This is a genomic window from Sphingomonas glacialis, from assembly GCF_014653575.1.
GTDB lineage: Bacteria > Pseudomonadota > Alphaproteobacteria > Sphingomonadales > Sphingomonadaceae > Sphingomonas > Sphingomonas glacialis.
This window is the reverse complement of record NZ_BNAQ01000001.1, coordinates 612,116-628,349: the sequence shown is the minus strand read 5'-3', so window position 1 is coordinate 628,349 and position 16,234 is coordinate 612,116. Positions and strand designations below refer to the sequence as shown.

Annotated in this window: 19 protein-coding genes; 1 reads left to right on the top strand and 18 read right to left on the bottom strand. The window is 63.9% G+C overall.

What is annotated here, in order from left to right; genetic code table 11:
* Positions 1–116: 116 nt before the first annotated feature.
* On the top strand, positions 117–518 hold the full coding sequence (locus IE187_RS03015) for a hypothetical protein (RefSeq protein WP_189675035.1): 402 nt from the start codon (positions 117–119) through the stop codon (positions 516–518).
* On the opposite strand, the gene IE187_RS03010 is transcribed toward IE187_RS03015, so the two are convergent.
* The 18 genes from IE187_RS03010 to IE187_RS21700 all read right to left on the bottom strand — a co-directional run bounded on the left by IE187_RS03010 (position 519) and on the right by IE187_RS21700 (position 16,231).
* Complete coding sequence (locus tag IE187_RS03010) at positions 519–3,395, bottom strand: hypothetical protein (protein WP_189675034.1); 2,877 nt, start codon at positions 3,393–3,395, stop codon at positions 519–521.
* Entirely contained in the window at positions 3,395–3,712 is a 318-nt protein-coding gene (locus IE187_RS03005) for a hypothetical protein (protein WP_189675033.1), read from the bottom strand. Before IE187_RS03005 ends, IE187_RS03010 begins: the two co-directional genes overlap by 1 nt.
* A 29-nt stretch (positions 3,713–3,741) precedes the next feature.
* A complete protein-coding gene (locus IE187_RS03000; RefSeq protein ID WP_189675032.1) occupies positions 3,742–4,098 on the bottom strand; it encodes a hypothetical protein in 357 nt (118 codons plus the stop codon).
* A gap of 7 nt (positions 4,099–4,105) precedes the next feature.
* Positions 4,106–4,864, bottom strand: a complete 759-nt coding sequence (locus IE187_RS02995; RefSeq protein WP_189675031.1) for a hypothetical protein — start codon at positions 4,862–4,864, stop codon at positions 4,106–4,108.
* 73 nt (positions 4,865–4,937) lie between these two features.
* Positions 4,938–5,363 carry a hypothetical protein gene (locus IE187_RS02990; RefSeq protein ID WP_189675030.1) on the bottom strand — a complete coding sequence of 142 codons (426 nt, stop codon included), beginning with the start codon at positions 5,361–5,363 and terminating at the stop codon, positions 4,938–4,940.
* Positions 5,360–5,824, bottom strand: a complete 465-nt coding sequence (locus tag IE187_RS02985; RefSeq protein ID WP_189675029.1) for a hypothetical protein — start codon at positions 5,822–5,824, stop codon at positions 5,360–5,362. The genes IE187_RS02990 and IE187_RS02985 overlap by 4 nt, the downstream gene beginning before the upstream one ends.
* Complete coding sequence (locus IE187_RS02980) at positions 5,821–6,369, bottom strand: head-tail connector protein (RefSeq protein ID WP_189675028.1); 549 nt, start codon at positions 6,367–6,369, stop codon at positions 5,821–5,823. The genes IE187_RS02985 and IE187_RS02980 overlap by 4 nt, the downstream gene beginning before the upstream one ends.
* Before the next feature lies 1 nt (position 6,370).
* A complete protein-coding gene (locus IE187_RS02975; protein ID WP_189675027.1) occupies positions 6,371–6,589 on the bottom strand; it encodes a hypothetical protein in 219 nt (72 codons plus the stop codon).
* Between the two features lie 23 nt (positions 6,590–6,612).
* Positions 6,613–7,083, bottom strand: a complete 471-nt coding sequence (locus IE187_RS02970) for a hypothetical protein (RefSeq protein ID WP_189675026.1) — start codon at positions 7,081–7,083, stop codon at positions 6,613–6,615.
* Positions 7,084–7,232: 149 nt separating this feature from the next.
* The gene (locus IE187_RS02965) at positions 7,233–8,852 is read right to left on the bottom strand and encodes a hypothetical protein (protein ID WP_189675025.1); all 1,620 of its coding nucleotides are present in this window, start codon (positions 8,850–8,852) and stop codon (positions 7,233–7,235) included.
* 104 nt (positions 8,853–8,956) lie between these two features.
* Positions 8,957–10,489, bottom strand: a complete 1,533-nt coding sequence (locus IE187_RS02960) for a hypothetical protein (RefSeq protein ID WP_189675024.1) — start codon at positions 10,487–10,489, stop codon at positions 8,957–8,959.
* Between the two features lie 18 nt (positions 10,490–10,507).
* Positions 10,508–12,730, bottom strand: coding sequence for a phage portal protein (locus tag IE187_RS02955; protein ID WP_189675023.1), 2,223 nt, complete (start codon positions 12,728–12,730; stop codon positions 10,508–10,510).
* Positions 12,723–14,201, bottom strand: a complete 1,479-nt coding sequence (gene terL / locus IE187_RS02950) for a phage terminase large subunit (RefSeq protein ID WP_189675022.1) — start codon at positions 14,199–14,201, stop codon at positions 12,723–12,725. The genes IE187_RS02955 and terL overlap by 8 nt, the downstream gene beginning before the upstream one ends.
* On the bottom strand, positions 14,191–14,613 hold the full coding sequence (locus tag IE187_RS02945; protein ID WP_189675021.1) for a hypothetical protein: 423 nt from the start codon (positions 14,611–14,613) through the stop codon (positions 14,191–14,193). The genes terL and IE187_RS02945 overlap by 11 nt, the downstream gene beginning before the upstream one ends.
* Positions 14,614–14,855: 242 nt before the next feature.
* Positions 14,856–15,008, bottom strand: coding sequence for a hypothetical protein (locus IE187_RS02940; protein ID WP_189675020.1), 153 nt, complete (start codon positions 15,006–15,008; stop codon positions 14,856–14,858).
* Positions 15,009–15,175: 167 nt separating this feature from the next.
* A complete protein-coding gene (locus IE187_RS02935) occupies positions 15,176–15,460 on the bottom strand; it encodes a hypothetical protein (protein ID WP_189675019.1) in 285 nt (94 codons plus the stop codon).
* Between the two features lies 1 nt (position 15,461).
* Positions 15,462–15,917 carry a hypothetical protein gene (locus tag IE187_RS02930; RefSeq protein WP_189675018.1) on the bottom strand — a complete coding sequence of 152 codons (456 nt, stop codon included), beginning with the start codon at positions 15,915–15,917 and terminating at the stop codon, positions 15,462–15,464.
* The gene (locus tag IE187_RS21700) at positions 15,914–16,231 is read right to left on the bottom strand and encodes a YkgJ family cysteine cluster protein (protein ID WP_368855573.1); all 318 of its coding nucleotides are present in this window, start codon (positions 16,229–16,231) and stop codon (positions 15,914–15,916) included. The genes IE187_RS02930 and IE187_RS21700 overlap by 4 nt, the downstream gene beginning before the upstream one ends.
* Positions 16,232–16,234 lie beyond the last annotated feature (3 nt).

Sequence of the window (16,234 nt, the reverse complement as noted above, 5' to 3'; positions counted from 1 at the left end):
TCATCGCGGTGCTTGACGACGGAGACGGGAGCAATGCGCGCTCGGTCGGAGATGCCCCGCCTAGACTTTTGCCGCGTCAGGAGTAGGTTGCGCGCCTCAAACGGGGGGAATATTGGATGCTCACGATCGGTGCGGCTGTTCTGCTCGCCGCGCAGCCAACGCCGGCGGCAACCGACTATGGGGCCGCCATGCGTTACGAGGATGGGGTCAAGATTGGCGAGGCGTATATTCGGCGCAACCTCGCCGACCCCTATTCAGCGCACTTTGAGTGGCCGAACACGTTCGTCCCGTTCACCGAAAAAGTGCCGATGTTCAAGCGCACCACTGGTTACGCGACCTGCCTCGTGGTGAACGCCAAGAATCAATACGGCGGCTATGTCGGCGAGCGTACCTACCGGATCATAATCCGAGACGGAAAGGTGATCGATTATGCACCCGTTTCGGAGCTTCGCTTCGTGCCCGATATCTGCCAGGAACTGGCAACGAAGTTCGGCATGACGCCCCTCCAGACGCAGTAATCAGCCGACGCGCAACTCGCGGTGCGCCATCTTCATCGCTTTGGCGACCGCGGCCCGGTTGCCAATGATGTCGCTCGCGGACACGCCCTTCTCGGTATGGTCGTGATAGTGGAAGTGCTGATCACCGCTATCGTTCGCTGCGGCCGGGGCGCTTCCACTGGCAGAAGATGCGCCGATCATGGCTCGAACCCCGTTCGCCAGCGCGGCTGGAAGTACCATCTCCTCCGGATGCAACACACCAACCGAGCCGCCGCGCCCATCAATGCCATAGCCGCCCGACGGCACGTCGTATCCGCCCTCGGCCGAGAAAGCCATGACGCCAGCGAATGCGGTCGCGGCGGCGATCGGCGCGAGGATCGGTCCGACAATCGGGATGCCGACCACTGCGCGGTAGGCACCGGACGCCGCCGACTTTGCGTCTCGCGCAACACTCTTGAGATGCTGAGACGATTCAGCGGCGTCACGCACCAGAAGGCTTTCGATCCACAAAGAGACCATGCGCGAGATCGACCGCTCTACACCGCCGAGCAAGGACGTCCACAGTCCGTTGACTGAGGTGACGAAGCCCTTTTGGAACGTTGCCATTTGGCCAATCGCGTCGCCGAAGGACTTCGACATAGTGGCGAACCGGGCACGCTGAGCGACAACCTGTTGCTGGTCGAGTTCGGCCATCTTCTGGATATGCGAACGCTCAAGCTGCTCGATCTGCGCGTTCAGCTGTGCATATTTTACCGGGTCCCGGTTCGGGTCCGCGATGCTGAGCGCGCGTTGAGCGGCTGCGAGTTCGATTGCGTAGCGCCGATCCTCGAACGATTTCTGCTCCGTCAGCAGCTGCACGCTCGTCTCGGCGCCTGTCGCGACACGATGCTTCGCGAGCGTCTCCTCCGCCGTAATCTGGTCGAGATTGGCCTTCTCGACCGCTTTTGCGCGAATGTCATCGATCTGGCGGACCTGTTCGGCCGCCTGCGTCTTGATCCGCACGATTTCGGCCTGCGCCTGCGCATATTCCTTCGACTGGGTGCCGAACGTCTTGCCGATATAGGCAAGCTCACGCTCGGCAATCGCCAACTTCGCGGCGGCATTCTTTTCGGCCTCCGCAATCTCCTGCTTGTAGCCGTCGATGACGATCGCGATGCGCTCTTTGGTCAACTGGCTGTGCGCGGCGAGATACTTCGTCTCGACCGCGGCACGGTCTTTTGCGGACAGATCGGTGCGCTGCAGGATCGCCTGCCAGTAATCGGCCTCCGACTGGAGCGAATAGGCCTGCGCGGTGCCCTGCGCGTCCTGCGCCATCGACCATGCCAGCTTCTTCGCGGTGAGCTCCGCCTCGAGCTGCTGGACGAGGTCGTCCTTCTCTTTTTTCGGCTTCTTTTCCTTCTTCTGCTTCGCCAAATCAGGGTCGAAGTCGCCGCCGGCCCCGCCGTGCTCGCTCTTGATGCCGGTCTTCTTCTCGGTCGGGCCTTCTCCGTTCATCGCCGCGGCGATCGTGCGTGCGAGGTCCTGATAGGTGCTCTCGATCTCCTGCGCATTCTTCAGCGCGTGGTTCTTGAGCGTGGCGAGCCCGCTGTCCCAGTCCTTCTGGATGCCGGACCAATTCAGATTGAAAGCGTCGTAGGCGATCTTGCCGAGCAGGACGAGCGTGTCGATCAAACCCATGATCGCGGCCTTGGCGACCACGATCACGTTGACGATAAGGTCCTTCAGGATGACGAACGCATCCTTGATGAGGTTGATCGCGACCTCGCCGGTCTTGAAGCTGCCGGGGATCTTGATCCCGAAGGCGTCCATGATGTCGCCGACGAGATCGCCGACGATCTGGATCACCGCTTCCCACATTGCCGAGAAGATCTCGACCAGGCCGTTGATCGCTGCGCCGACGGTCTCGACGACGCCGACGATGACCTCGAACACGACCGCGACCGTGCCTCCTTCGGTGTACGAATCGACGAACGCCTTGATTAGCGAGTTGATGCCGTCGGTGATGTCCTTCAGCGCGGGGCCGAAGGCATCGCCGAGCACGTTGGTGACACCCTTCCATGCGACACCGCTCTCGTTGATCGACTCAGCGAGCGCTACGCCCTTTTCCTGTGCGCCGTCGGACAGTTCGGTGTAGGCGGCGCCGTATTCCTCCGCCTTCTCCTTCGCCTCGCGCATGGCCTCGCCGCCCTGGTTGAGGATCGGGATCATCTGCGCACCAGCGCGGCCGAACAGGTCCATTGCGAGCGCGGCCTTCTTGGGCCCGTCGTCCATGCCCTTGAACTTGTCAGCGACCTTCGCGAGCAGATCCACCTGATCTTTCGCGTCGCCCGCCTCGATTCCCATCTGCTTGAAGACGGATTCCTTCGCCCCCGAAAACAGGTTCTTGTCGAGGATGCCGAGGCCCTTGGTGATCGTGTCGAGCTGGACCCCCGACAGCTGCGCGACGACGCCCAACCCCTGGACCTGCTGCGCGGTCATGCCGAACTGCTGACCAAGGTGCTCGACATGCTCGGCGGCTTCGGCGAATTCCTTCGCCCAATCGGCGATCTGCTCGACGGCGAACGCGGCAAGGAACGCCTCGGCGAAACCGAACGCGGCCTCCTTCATTTCGGAGATCGACTCAGCAGCTTCCTTCGCGGACAGCGCCATCTCGCGCAGCGACAGCGACTCCTTCTCGGTCTCGGCCTTGAGCTGGTGCATCTCCTGCGTCAGTTCGGCGGTCGATGCGGCAGTCGTCGCCATGCTGGCGCGGATCTCGGCGGCGAGTTCGGCGAACCCGGCCGTCAGTTGCGCGAGCGCCGGACCGAGGCCCGCGATCTCGTCCTTGGTCTGGTTTACGGCCGGCGCGACCCCGCTGGCATCGCCAACGATTTTGACCGAAGCTTCGGTTTCCGACATTATTTGCCCTTCGCGAAGCGCTCCGCGATCGCACGCGATGCTGCCATGGTGTCGCCGCCGGAGATCGGAAGCTCGATTACCTGGTGGATATCGGTCAGGCTGACCGCGTTCGGCGCGACATCGAGTTCGCCGAGCGGCATATCGTCGGACTTGCTCTTCAGCAAATCGATGCCGAGCGCCGCCGCGATGTTGATCGCAGCGATGCGGAGCGGCGGCCCGTTGCGCTTCCACGATGCCCGCCAGGCGGCGACGTCGTTCAACGTCCAATCGGCCTCAATGCGCCGGATCGAACCGCCTTCGAGGCCAGCGTCGGCCACCTCGAAGACGATGTCGGCGATGATGTCGGCTAGGCTCCCGCTGCTTCCCCCGCCGCGGGAGCCGGAACTTCCCCCGCCGACTTCAGACCCGATTCCCGCATGATGGCGGTGAACGCGGCCTGGATCGCGGGCATGTCGCCGAACCCGAGTTCGTCCTCGAGATGATCCGGGGTCAGCGTGGCGTCGATCTTCATCAGCCCGATCGAAAGCACGGCGCAGAAATCGCCGAGCATCTCGGTCAGGTCGACGAGCGTGGTGCCGCCGCCATCGCCCTTGGCGGCGATCGTGGCATTGATGCGCTCGATGATGGGCGCCGCGGCCTTCATAGCCCCGAGCTTGAAGGGCGCGATGTCGTACTCGCGCCCCGATACGGTCAGCTTTGCCATGCGCCGATTACTCCGACGTCGACCACATGCCGACGCGGTTCAGCGGGTCGGCGAATGCATCGAAGTCGAGTTCGGGGATCAGGAAGTCGTCCTGCTTGGTCGCCAGTGTGAGCTTGCTGGTCAGGCAGCAGAACAGCGAGAGGGACAGGCTCTTGCTGTTGTAGTTGTTGACGAAGTCGCAGCGGAACGTCGGCGCATAACCCATCGCCACGTTCATGATCGTGCCCTTCTGAGCGACCGTCGAAGTTGCGGTGTACTGGTACGAGATGAAGACGGTCTGCCCCGTATCCGCGGCGGCGAAGGTGTAGACGCCGGCGGAGACCATATACTGACCGGTCGCGGGCGCAGAGGCAACGCAGACCATAGCGACGCCGAACGCATTCTTGACGCCGAGATCGGCAACCCAAGTGCCCGCACCGGCGATCGTCGGGGTGATCGAATACGGGGTAGCGGGAATCGGCGCTCCGGTCAGATCCTGATAGTCCGACAGCACGCCGCTGACCGCGGTCTGGCCGAAGAACAGGCTGTTGAGCAGCCGACCGTTGATCTGGCCCATCTTCGCCTTGCAACTGATTTTGCCCTTGCCGCGACCAAGCGCGACCGGGAACTGGTTGCTGCCGTACAGCATTTTCGTGTCGAAGCTGATGTCGACCGAGACGTCCTGGAGGACGCCGAAATTGACCGGGGTCGGGTTGGCGATTGCCGCGCCGTATGCGTCCGTCAGGGGGGTGCCCCACAGGACGCCGGAGCCGAAGCCGTTCTGCATGTCAGTGTCTCCATGTAAAAAAGCCCGCCGAAGCTGGGCGGGTTGAAGGTCGTTCCGGTGGGTGGGGAGCCCGCTAGAGAGCGAGCATGTGGATCGGGATTTGAATTACCTCGAGGTTATCGAGCGTGCCTTCGGACGTCTCGATCGTGCCGCCAATGCGCGCCCATTGGACAAGTCCGCCGAGCGTCTGCCCGCCGCCGACCGCGTTCGGCTCGAAGAGATGCGTGATTGCGTCGACGATCGGATTGACGACCGATCCGGGGTTATCTGCGCCTTTGGTCGAGACGTAGAGATAGAGCAGGGCGCCAAGCGTCCAGCGCACCGGCAGGAAATCGGCGCCGTTCGACATCTGCGCGGTTTGTGCCTGAAAAAGTGCTGGCATCGCGCTCGCCTGCACGTCGTTCCAGTGCTTCAGTTTTCGGCTGGTCGTCTTGAGACCTTGAACGCTCGACACCAGCGCGAACAGCGCTGCGTAGATCGGTTCGCGCTGGATCGTCATTTAAGAGCCCTCACGATCGCGGCGTCGATCTCGGTCTTGATGACGCCCGATGCTTCGAGGTCCTTCAGCGCTGAGCGCAGGAAAGAGCGTTGCTTCGGCGTGCTGTTGGCGAACATATCGGACCCGGCGAGACTGAACTTGGCCTTCGCATCCTTGAGCGATGGCTTGCCCGGGCCGCCTCCAGGCCAACCCAATTCCCAGCCGATGCCGTAATTAAGGTTGGTGCTGACCTTGCCGACGACCTGGTCGCCTTCCTCGGTCACGCCTTGAAGGATCGATCCGGACAGACGGCCTGAACGCTGACCGAGCACTTGGCCGCGAAGCTTGTCGGTCTTCACCAAGTTCTGGAGCTTGATCGCCAGCCGCCCGATGCCGCCCTTGAGTTCGCCCTTGATGCGCTCACCGGTACGCTCGACGCTGGCGACAACTTGGTCGCCGTTGACGAGATAGGCTTTGATCACAGCGGCACGACCGCACGGTAATTGGCGAGGATCGTGCGGACCGAGCTCGGCATGTCGGCGGTGATCAGCGACACGGTCTCGCCAGCGAGCGACTTCGACGACCAACCCTGCTTGTCGCGCAGTTCGTAGCGCAGCCCGACCAGCTCATTGACCGCCTGCGCGATCTCGAGCGGTACCGTGGCATAGCCAGCGGTCCACGAGATCAGGACGTTGCCCTCGCCGCGGCAGAAGCGATAGCCGTTCAGCATGACCGACTGCGCATCGAAGCGGAAACCGGCCTGCCCGAACGTCGCCTGAAGCGGCACGACCTGCGTGTCGATCTGCACCGCGGTCACCGACTGGACCGGGTATTGTGGGAGCATCTGACGGGTCTGATTGCGCCCGTCAAAGGTGCGCGAATAGCTGCCGAGCGTGAAGTCGCGATTACAGTATTGGCGGACATAGCCCGAATATGCGCTGATCAGCGCCTGAATCGCGGTATCGTCATCACCACCAGTCACCCCGGCATAGGCCTTGAAGTTCGCGAGGGTGGTGAGATCGGTCATGTCAGGCGGCCGGCTCTTCGCCGGCGGGATGCTCGACGGTCTTGGCGACCGGGGCGGGCTGCGTTTCCGCGAGCGACGCCGGCAGGAAGCCGTTGGCGATCAGCCCCGCAGCGTCGCCGAGCGAGAGGTGATCGTCGACCTCAATGAAGCCGCCGACGACAGCAACCGGCCCGGTTGTCAGGTCGATGCTCGTCGTGTCGATGGGAGCGGAATAGCGCATCATCTCGGCCTTTCTGGGAGAGTTCAGGCAATGACCATCCGAAAGCCGTGCTCGCGCATCAGCGGGACATCGCCGAGCGGCACGACGATCTGGCCTTCGGCGTTGAGCGGATAGAGGTCGCAGGTGCCGCCGTCGGGGTGGACCATCGCAACGGTCTGCTCGGCGAGCGCGGCGTCATCGATCGTAGCTGCGGCTTCGTCGGCGATCTCGCGGTGCGCAGCGTCGATGACGAGCTCGACCGGAGGTGTGGTATCGGCTGGGGGGACGGCTTCGGCATCAGCAGCAGCCGATGCGGCAAGCTCGGGGTGGCCGTCGATCGCAGCCTCGAGCGCGGCGATTGCGTCCTTGCGTCCGCCGCCTTCGCGGGCCTGTTCGGCTTGCAGCGCAAGGGTCAGCGTGAGCAGGTCGGCGCCTTCGATCAGCACGACGAGGTCAGCGACGCTCGATGCGACCAGCGCGGTTGCGGCTTCTTGTGCTGCGGCTTCGTCGGCCATGATGTGGCTCCGTAAATCTGGGGAAAAGGTGGCCCCGCTGGCTTGGACCGGCGGGGCCTAGGGTGCCCGGGCCAAGGGGAGAGAAACCCGGGGAGACGGTCAGCACGACCAGGTGCCGCCCGACGCTTCCATCGTCGGGCGACGACCGATCAGATGGTCGGTGCGATGTTGTTGATGATCGCCAGGCAGAAGGGCGCGTAGACCGCGACCGCTTCCTGGCAATACGTGCCGTAGAACTGGCGACGCGCCGTCTTCGGCCACTTCTCGACGTAATAGTCCTGGCGAACGATGACCTCGGCGACGGTCGGGCATTCGTTCGACATGTACGTCGCCGGCAGGGTCTCGGCGTAACCGAAGATCGTGCCCGGAACCATGTTCGGGTGGATGATGATCGGGATGAAGCGACCGCCGTCCGCCGTGTAGGGGTTGAAGTACCAGCCGACGACCGAGCCCGCGGTGACCTTGACGTTGGCGGGGCTGTCGGCGGTCGTGTTCGAGTTGATGCGCAGCAGCGGGGCCGACCCCGCGGTGAGCACCAGTTTCGTGAGCGAGGTCAGCTCCTGGGCTGCGACATACAGCTTGGTGACGCTGACGCGGTTCTGGTCCCACATCGCGCGAAGCATGTCGCGGATTTCCTGGACCTCGCCGTTGCCGACCGCGGTCATCTGCGTGCCGACGCCCGCCGTGCCGGTCGCCATGGTCTTGATGTACGCGACGGCGTTGTTCTTGAACGCCTGCGTCACCAGACCGTCGAACGCGATCGAGTTGGTCGAATAGTCGGCGGCGATCGCGGTCGCCGCCTGGCGCGAGCCGGCGAGCGGGGTCGAGAAAGTCGCCGAGTTGATCGTGGTGATCGCCTGCAGCGTCTCCGAGCCGACCGCGCCGACATACCACGCATAGCCCGCAGTGCCGTTGATGTACGGCGTAGTCGCCGAGAGCGCCTGACCAAGCGTGACCGCCTGCGTTGCCGACGCCGACTTGTTCGAGCAACCGCCGTTGACGGTGTAGCCGGCCGCGCCGTCGTTCGAAGCAATCGTGACCTGCGTCACGACACCGGCGCCGAGCGTTGCCTGGAGCAGGCCGAGCGGGGTGAGGGCGACGACAATGACCGAATAGGTCAGCGAGGGAAGAGTTGCGGTCGAACCCGCTGCCGACAACGTGGGAGCGGTGGGCGTGCCGAGCGCGACCGATGCGTTGCCGTGCAGCAGCGCGCATTCCTCGATCTGCATCGTCTTGTAGAGCGAGCGCATCTGAACCAGCGCTTCCTCGTCCTCGAACCCCTCGGCGGCGTACTTCGCCTCGTCGGTGATGTCGTCCTCGGTCCCGATCGTGGCATAGGCCTGCGAGGCATCGGCCATTGTATAGGTGATCGAGGCGGCGCGACGGCCCTCGGGAACCCAGCCCATCAGGTTCGGCGAGTTGACGAGGCCGCTGATCGCCTTCCAGTGGAGCGCGCCGCCCGGGCCGGGGCGCTTGGTGCGCTTCAGGCTGTTGCGCAGCGGGGTGATCGTGGGCGAGAACAGCAGCGAGGGCGCGCGGAGGTCATAGGCCTGCGCGCCGGTTGCGAGCGTCACCGACTTGGACAGAGCGCCCTCTTCGATGGGCTTGGCGAGTGCTTCCTTGGCGAGGTCGATGGTGGCCTGCGCCTTCTCCAGCGTCATGGTGACGATGGCCTGGCCGTTGATGGCCTTGCCGAGCGAGGCATAGTCATCGCCGCCGTTCGCCAGTTTGGCGAGTTCGAACGCGGCGCTCGAAACGATCATGTTCATGGTGTTTCTCCAATAAAAAAGCCGCCTCATCGGGCGGCTGTGGAGCGGGAGCGTTGCTGTTGCCCAAGCAGCGGCGAGGCGGTTACCGGGTGACCGGAGTCTAGTTAGCGGAAACGAGCGACCGCGCTTATGGCGCGCTGCTCGAGCGAAAGGTGGGATTCGTCGGGCTTAGCTTCGTCCGCCTTTGCGAGGGCGGCGTCAGCCTCCTTCGACACAGCGATCGGCGCGACCAGCGCGACGCCCTTGACGGGGGCCGGCGTCGCCTTGAGCAGCTTGTTCTCGGCAGTGAGATCCTCGATCGTCTTGACGAGGCGATCCACCTTCGGCGCGGCGTCCGTCACGGCCTTCGCGAGACGCTCGTTCTCCGCCGACAGCTGCTCGACCTTCTCGGCGGTCGTGTCGCAGGTCGCGCCGAGCTCGACGGCATTGTCGTGCATCGACTGGATCTTGGCCGCGTCGCCCTTGCTGTTGCGCGCGCCAGCCTTCTCCATCAGGACGGTGTCGGCCTTCACGAGATCGACGATCTGATTGGCAAGCTCCATGACCACGACGTCATCGCCGTCAACGACGACCACACCGTCGATGTCGACGCCGGAGCGCTGGATATTGGTCAGCAGATCAGCGACGCCCTCCTGCGTCATCGTGACCAGCAGCTCGCCGATCGCCTTCACGATCTCGGCGGCCTTGGTCGGAATCGTCATGTCGGCATCGCCGGGGGCCGCGAAGTTTTCGTCCCACGTTACCTCGGACTGGAGGCAGGCGAAGTCGCGGAGCAGCGAGGTCAGCCATTCGACCGACCAGAGCGACTTCGCGAGCGGGATGGTGCCGATCAGCGCCACGGCGTCGGCCGCCTTCGCGAGATTGGCGAACGGGCCTTCGGGCGCCGGGACAGCGGCCGCAATCGCAGCGTCGGCCTTGGCGAGCGACGCGGTCAGCGCATCGGCGGCGCTGGCCTGCTCGCCATCTTCCTCGCGCTCAGGCACCTCGGGCTCGGCCATCTTGGCGAGCTCGGCGGCAGCATTCTCGGCGATCAGGTCGGCGCGCGCCTGGACGACATAGTTCTTGGCGAGCGCGTTGCCGCCAGCGGCGTTGGCGAGAGCCTCGGCACGAGTCTTGGTCGCGTCGTTGCCGGGCTCGTACGCCTTCGACATGACGAACTCGACCTGCTCTTCCGAACCGTCGGCCTTTACCATGGTGAAGGTTGCGCTGGGGTTGCAGGGGCAGTCGACGATCGACAACTCGCCGACACGCGGGGTGTAGCGCTGATACGCGCCGTCCACCCAGCGCTTGGCATAGCTACCGCCCGGCGAGAAGCCGGTATAGACGAGCTCTTCGACCTTCTTCCACTCCTGGTCGTCGACGATCTTGGCGCAGAAATCGATGCGCTTCGCGGTGTCGTCGAACTCGATCGAGATCAGCTTGCCGGCGGCCTTCTTGAGGTCGTGCTGGCCGCGGATGTTGCCGAGGTTCTGACCACCCGACGCCTTCGACATTCCCTCCGACCATGCCTGGAACGCGGGCTTGGCGGTCGCGTAATCGCAGACCTCGCCGGCGCGATCAGGGGTCTCATCGAAGCTGCCCCAGACCAGACGCTGTGAAGCGTCCGCCTTGATGAGCGGAATGAACAGTGCGGTCATCATGGTCTCCTGAGGATGTCAGTCTTCGGTTTCGACGCCATCGGCGTCCGGCATGTCTTCGGGCAGGACGGCGAGGATGCCGCAACGGCATTGCGGGTGCACCGGCGGGTCGCCCTCGGCGAATTCCTCGTCAAGCCCGACGATCTCGCCGTCGAGTTCCTGGCATTCGTCGCAGCAGTCGGGCGCGGCGGCGAACTGCTTGCCCGCCACGACGCCGCTTGCCTTCCAGCCCGCAACGGTCCCGGCAACCTGCGCCTTAGCCGTCTCGGTGCGCGCGATGGTCTCGGCGCGTGCTTTCGAGAAGCCCGTCGATTCGCGGATGACCTTCGCCAGTTCCTGGTTCGACTTGCCCTCGTCGAGCGCTTCCTCGATCGCGCCGCGCAGCATGTTGCGGGTCGCGTCCTGGATCGACCACGCCGCGTCGGCATTCTCGACCAACGCGCCGTCGACAACCGTCATCCCGACCATTTCCGCAGCGCGCGCCTCGGCATAGTCGTTGGTGGTCTGCATCAGCGTCTTGAGCGTCGCCTTGTCGAACAGGCCATGATCGGTTGCGGCCGCGGTGCCCCTGGCGACCGCGATGCTCGCGAGGATCGGTTCGACTTCGGCGGCGAGCGGCGTCCAATCCCAATCGACCTCGTCGAAAGCGTCGTCGATGCGGCCGCTATAGCCATCGGACGGCGCGGACTTCTCAAGGCCGAGAGCGGCGACCAACTTCGGCGTGATCTCATTGGCGCGCGCGGCGAGGTACGCTGCGATCGCCGAGGTGAGCCGCGTCTCCGGGGTCACCGACTTCGCCAGCGCAGCCTTGCCCGGCGCGTCGTCGTTTGCGGCGGCGGGTTTCGTGCCATCGTCCAGCGCCAGTCCGCCCAGCGCCGCCGGGACAGGAGCAGGCGGCGGGGGATTCAAGATCAGGTCGAGCGGCGTCGCGCCGGACGCGGTGTAGATCAGCGGTGTGTCGCCGCCCTCGATCGATTCCTCACCGTTCCGGTCGCGAACTTCGTTGATGGTGGTCGAGCCGTTGCGCAGGCGGATGTTCGCGATCTCCGCAGCCGCCTTCGGATCGGGCTCATTGTCTTCGATCCACGCGAATTCCAGGTCGGGGCGCTTGAACTGGTCAGCGAGGACCCGGTTCATCAGACGGCGAACCATCTGCTTGAGCTGCGCGATGCCGCCTTCTTCCGATGCCTCCTTGTCGGTCCCGGCGCTGCCATGGCCGAGCCCAGCCTGCTTTAGGAACGGGGTCGGCGCGACGTCGAACAGGAAGCAGATCAAGCGGATCAGCCACTCGTCGAACAAGGGGTCGAAAATGTTGATCTTGGTTTCGTGGAACGCAGTGCCGTGTGGGACCCAGATGATCTGGTTCTGGTCCGCAAGGCGACGCCCACCGTCGGCGCTCATCATCGCGTTCCAATGCGTTTCGAGCGCGGCAATCTGGTCGGGATTGAAACCCTCAGGAGCCTCCATGTAGCCACGGCCGATATTGCCGTTCTCGAGGAAGCCCTTCTGCGATTTCAGCCGGCCGATCATGGTCTCGACCTCGTCGACCAGCATCTCGACGCGGCTGTAGCCGTATATCTTATCCGCCCGGTAGTTTTCCGGGTAGTAAATCAGCTCCTCGGTCGTGTAGCCGACCGCGGGAAGGCCCTTGAGGATCTGCTGGTATGCCTCGGTCGGTGCCATCGGCCGGCGGCCACTCGCATCGATCAGTGGCGTGATTGTGGCACCGTCGATCAGGTCGAGCGAATAGAGGTCACCACCGAGCGTGCGGCGCGGATAGATCGACAGCGCGTCGAGCACGAAGATCTGGTCGAGCGCGGCGTTGATCCACTGCGACCAGTCATGCACCTTGTCGGGCATTTCCAGAAACGCGGTGATCTCGGCGATCGTGGGATCGGCGACCGTGGGATCGGCGACCGCATCCTTGGCCTGCTTGGCGCGTGGCTTGATCGACCACTCGATCGCCTTCACCAAATCGCGCTGGCGGCCCATGACCAGCTTCAGTGGCCCGCAGTTGTTCGCGAGCAACTTGAGCTTGGTGAAGCTGACCGGCTCGGTCTTGCGCGGCGTGTAATTGAGGTTCGACGCGACCGGGTAATCCCAGGTCCGGCCCTTGACCTCGGGCGGCGCCTGGTTCGCCAGCGGATCGCTGGGCCCGAACCACTCCGCCGGTGCGGTGCCCGTGAAGGCATAGCGCATGGCCGCGATCGTGCGGGCCACTATGCCGTTCGCGTCAGCCATTCGGGGTTCCTGTCGGTTGCGTGCCAGCGGCGCGCGCGGCGAAGAAGTCGACCCACGCTTGTGCGCCAGATCCGTCAGAGAAGTAGCTCAGTGCCTGCGTGGTCGAATCGACGTCATCGTCATGCGTCCCATTCGGGAACGCGCCGAGCGATGCGACATAGTCGGCGACCCAATCTGCTCCGGTCGGCAAATAGACCCGGCGACTCTCGATCACCGGTGTCACCGCGAACGCGCGCGAGACCTTGTCGATGTCGACCTTGACGGCGATAACCGAGAGGCTCGTCTCGCGCCGCAGTTCCTGGATCAGCGACTGCCCGGATGCCTTATCCTCGACGAGGATGGCGCTGACCGGGAGACCGCCCCATTGCTGGGCTGCCTTCGAGACGACCATGCGCTTGAGGTCAGGAAACTCGACCTTGTTCTTCCAGACGTCGACTAGGTAGAATTTGCCATCGGCGCCTTCGCCCCAGGTTGTGCAGACCGAGTAATCGTTGGCCGTTTTCGTCTTGAAGGCCGTGTCCCAGCTTTGCACCACGCGCTTGAGCGGCGGAAGCGCCTCGGCGCGGAAATACTGCCACCACTCGGTCTTGAAGATGCCGCCTCCGAGCGGAGCAGGCCGTTGCATGTACTGCCCGGCGAACTCGTACGGCTTCGACATCTCCATGCGACGGAGGTCTTCGAGCGTGTGCGTCGACGGCCACAGCTCGTCAGGGGCGTCGTCAGGCCAGAAGGGAACTGGCGGGTCGTTGAGTGCCGGGATGCAGAGATGCTCCCATTCTTCGCCGTTGCCGCCGCCGAGCAACCAACCCGCAAGATCCTCTTCGTGCAGGCGCTGCATGATGATGATGATCGGCGTGTCAGGGCTGTTGCGGCGCGATTCGAGCGTCGATTTGAACCAGTCAATGACGTTCTGCCGCATCAAGTCGGATGTGGCTTCCGCGGCCTTGTGCGGGTCATCGACGATGATCGCGCCGCCGAACCCGGGGCGCTTCTTGCCAGCACCGAACCCGGTGATAGTGCCGCCGGCACCAGTGGCATAGACGACGCCGCCCTGCAGGGTGCGCCAGTCGTCGTTCGCCTGCTTTTCCGGGTTGAGCGCGAGCTCAGGGAACAGATCGGCGTACCATTCGGTGCGGACGAGATCGCGGGCTCGAGTGCTGTTGCCGGCCGCCAGGCGTGCGCCGTAGCTGACGTGAATGAATTCGCTGTCGGGCGCCAGACCGAGCGCCCATGCGATGAAATTGACGACCGCGATCTCGGTCTTGGAATAGCGCGGCGGGATGTTGATGATCAGGCGCTTGCACCGACCCTCGAACACGTCCTGCAGCTTGCGGCAGATGACCTCGTGGTGCCAGTTGCGCTGCCACTTGTAGCCGCGCTGCTGGAGGAAGCCATACCGGGTGAACCAGTAGAGCGATCGACGGGCCTGAACGCGGCGGGCTAGTTGCTCTGCCCACTCATCAGCACTCATCGTCGATTTTCGGGAGGGCTCTCAGGACATCGTCAACCGTAATCTCGGTCTTGATTGCTCCGCCGTCCTTGCCGGTAAGCTCGGTGCGCGTCGTCTCGTGCTTGCCTGCCCGGGTCTTTTCCCACCAGATGATCGAGCTGGTATCGCCCGCCATCGCCTTGGCGAAAAGCGCGCCCGCGATTTGGGCATTCGCTTCTTCAAGGCCTGCGTCGAGCTCTGCGCGACAGTGACGGTCGAGCGTATCGACGCTAAAGCCAACGATGCGCGCGATCACCTCTTGCGGCGTGCCGACCGTGGCGAGGCGCTTGATCGCCTCTCGCTTTTCGGACGAAATCTCAATGCGGGGACGGCCGCCGGCGCGTTGCTGCACAGGCGCTTTCTTCGGCTCACCGGCCTTGGGCTTCACAGCCATCGGGAATCTCCATGGAAAGGCGCGTCAACCTCGCGCGCAAAAGCCGCAATCACCCCCTCTCCACAGATACGAGGACGGCCCGCGCGAGCGTCGCGACAGGGGACCGGGCAAAAAGAAACCCCCGAAGCCGTGCGGCGCGGGGGCAACTCTAAGAACTTGCGCTTTATGGACGAGGTCGCGCCCGGTTTGCAAGCGGTTTCACGCGCGACGGCGCGATTTGTTCCGCGACACTCGTGATGTCCCTACAAGCGCGGGGTCGTGTTCTCCGCGATCGTTTGCAGCAGTTCCTTCATCTGGACCATTTCGACCCGCAAGGCGCTGACCTGGCTGTTCAGGTGCTTCAGTTCGCTCTCGGTTGTGGCGTGTGGCGATTTGATGGTTTGGTTTATGCTCATAGTGGTCTCCCTTGCTGTGAAAGTTGAGGGTTAACGCCGCCGCACCGGACGATTACGGCGGCCGAAGCGCACGCGCGTCACGAAGCACGCGAACGCAAAGGTCCGCCAAAACCTGCGGGCGGGCATCGGCAGGGCTGCGCGTAGAGCGCGGCGCAGGATGGGCGCTCTCACGCGCTCTCCCCCAACGCAGAACCGATCATCTTACGCCACACCAATTCAGGCATTGCTACATCGAGCCTTTCGGCGGCGAGCATCTGCTCGGTAGGCTCGCGCATGACCGAAAGCAGAGTTCGAGCACGACCGGTATGCCGCGTCCACGCTGCGACGCCCGGCGGCGTCTCGGCGAACGTCTGCCGCTGGAACCCCGATGTTGCCGAAACGATTTCATCCGGGTCTTCACCGTTCCAGGCGCAAAGGACGCGCGCGATGCGCTCGATCATCGTGTCAGCCATGTCAGCGCTCCTCGATTGGTTGGTCGCCACGCCGGTACGGCTTAGCATAGAACGCACCGATCTCTTGCCACCCAAGCCATCGACGGATGAAATTCGGTACCAGCGACAAACCTTGAAGGCGGACACGCATAGGTGGAGGTGAGGGACGTGACACCAGAGCACCATACCGCAATTGCGCGTCACATAAAGCCTCGCCGCACATCCGATCAAACGCGGCTGCGATTGCCACCTCAGTCGAGCGCCCGGCGAAGTGTTGGAAGTCGATCTCGTCGGCGCCGGCGGCTAGCATACCGGGGGTTGCCTCGCGGAACGCCAGCACGCCCGCGATCGCAATGGCGCGCGCCTGGTCGCCCTTGACCCCGAACGGAGCGAACGACGCGGCGATGCTCTCGACCATTTCGGACGTGCCGTGGACGCTCCAGATCTGACGGATCGCGCGAGCGGTTTCTGATGTCATATCGCTGTCTCCAACGCAGGTTCGTCATCGCGCGGCACGAAATGCACGCAGAGCGGGTCAGCGCCGGGTTTGAACGCTCGGCATAGCCGCGGCCTATCGTCGTAGATTCCGCATCGCCCAGCATCAGTTAGTTGATCGCAGGTCCATTCCCACGTTCCGTCGATGCGCTGCGAGCTTGGTCGGAACGGCAGGCCGAACTGCATAGCGACGTGCTCGGCACGCTCAAACGACATTGGGCTGTCGATGAATCCGCCGGAGGGCATCGCCGGACCGCCTGAGAGGTTGAGCCGCTTACAGCAGGCCCCGGGAGACATGCA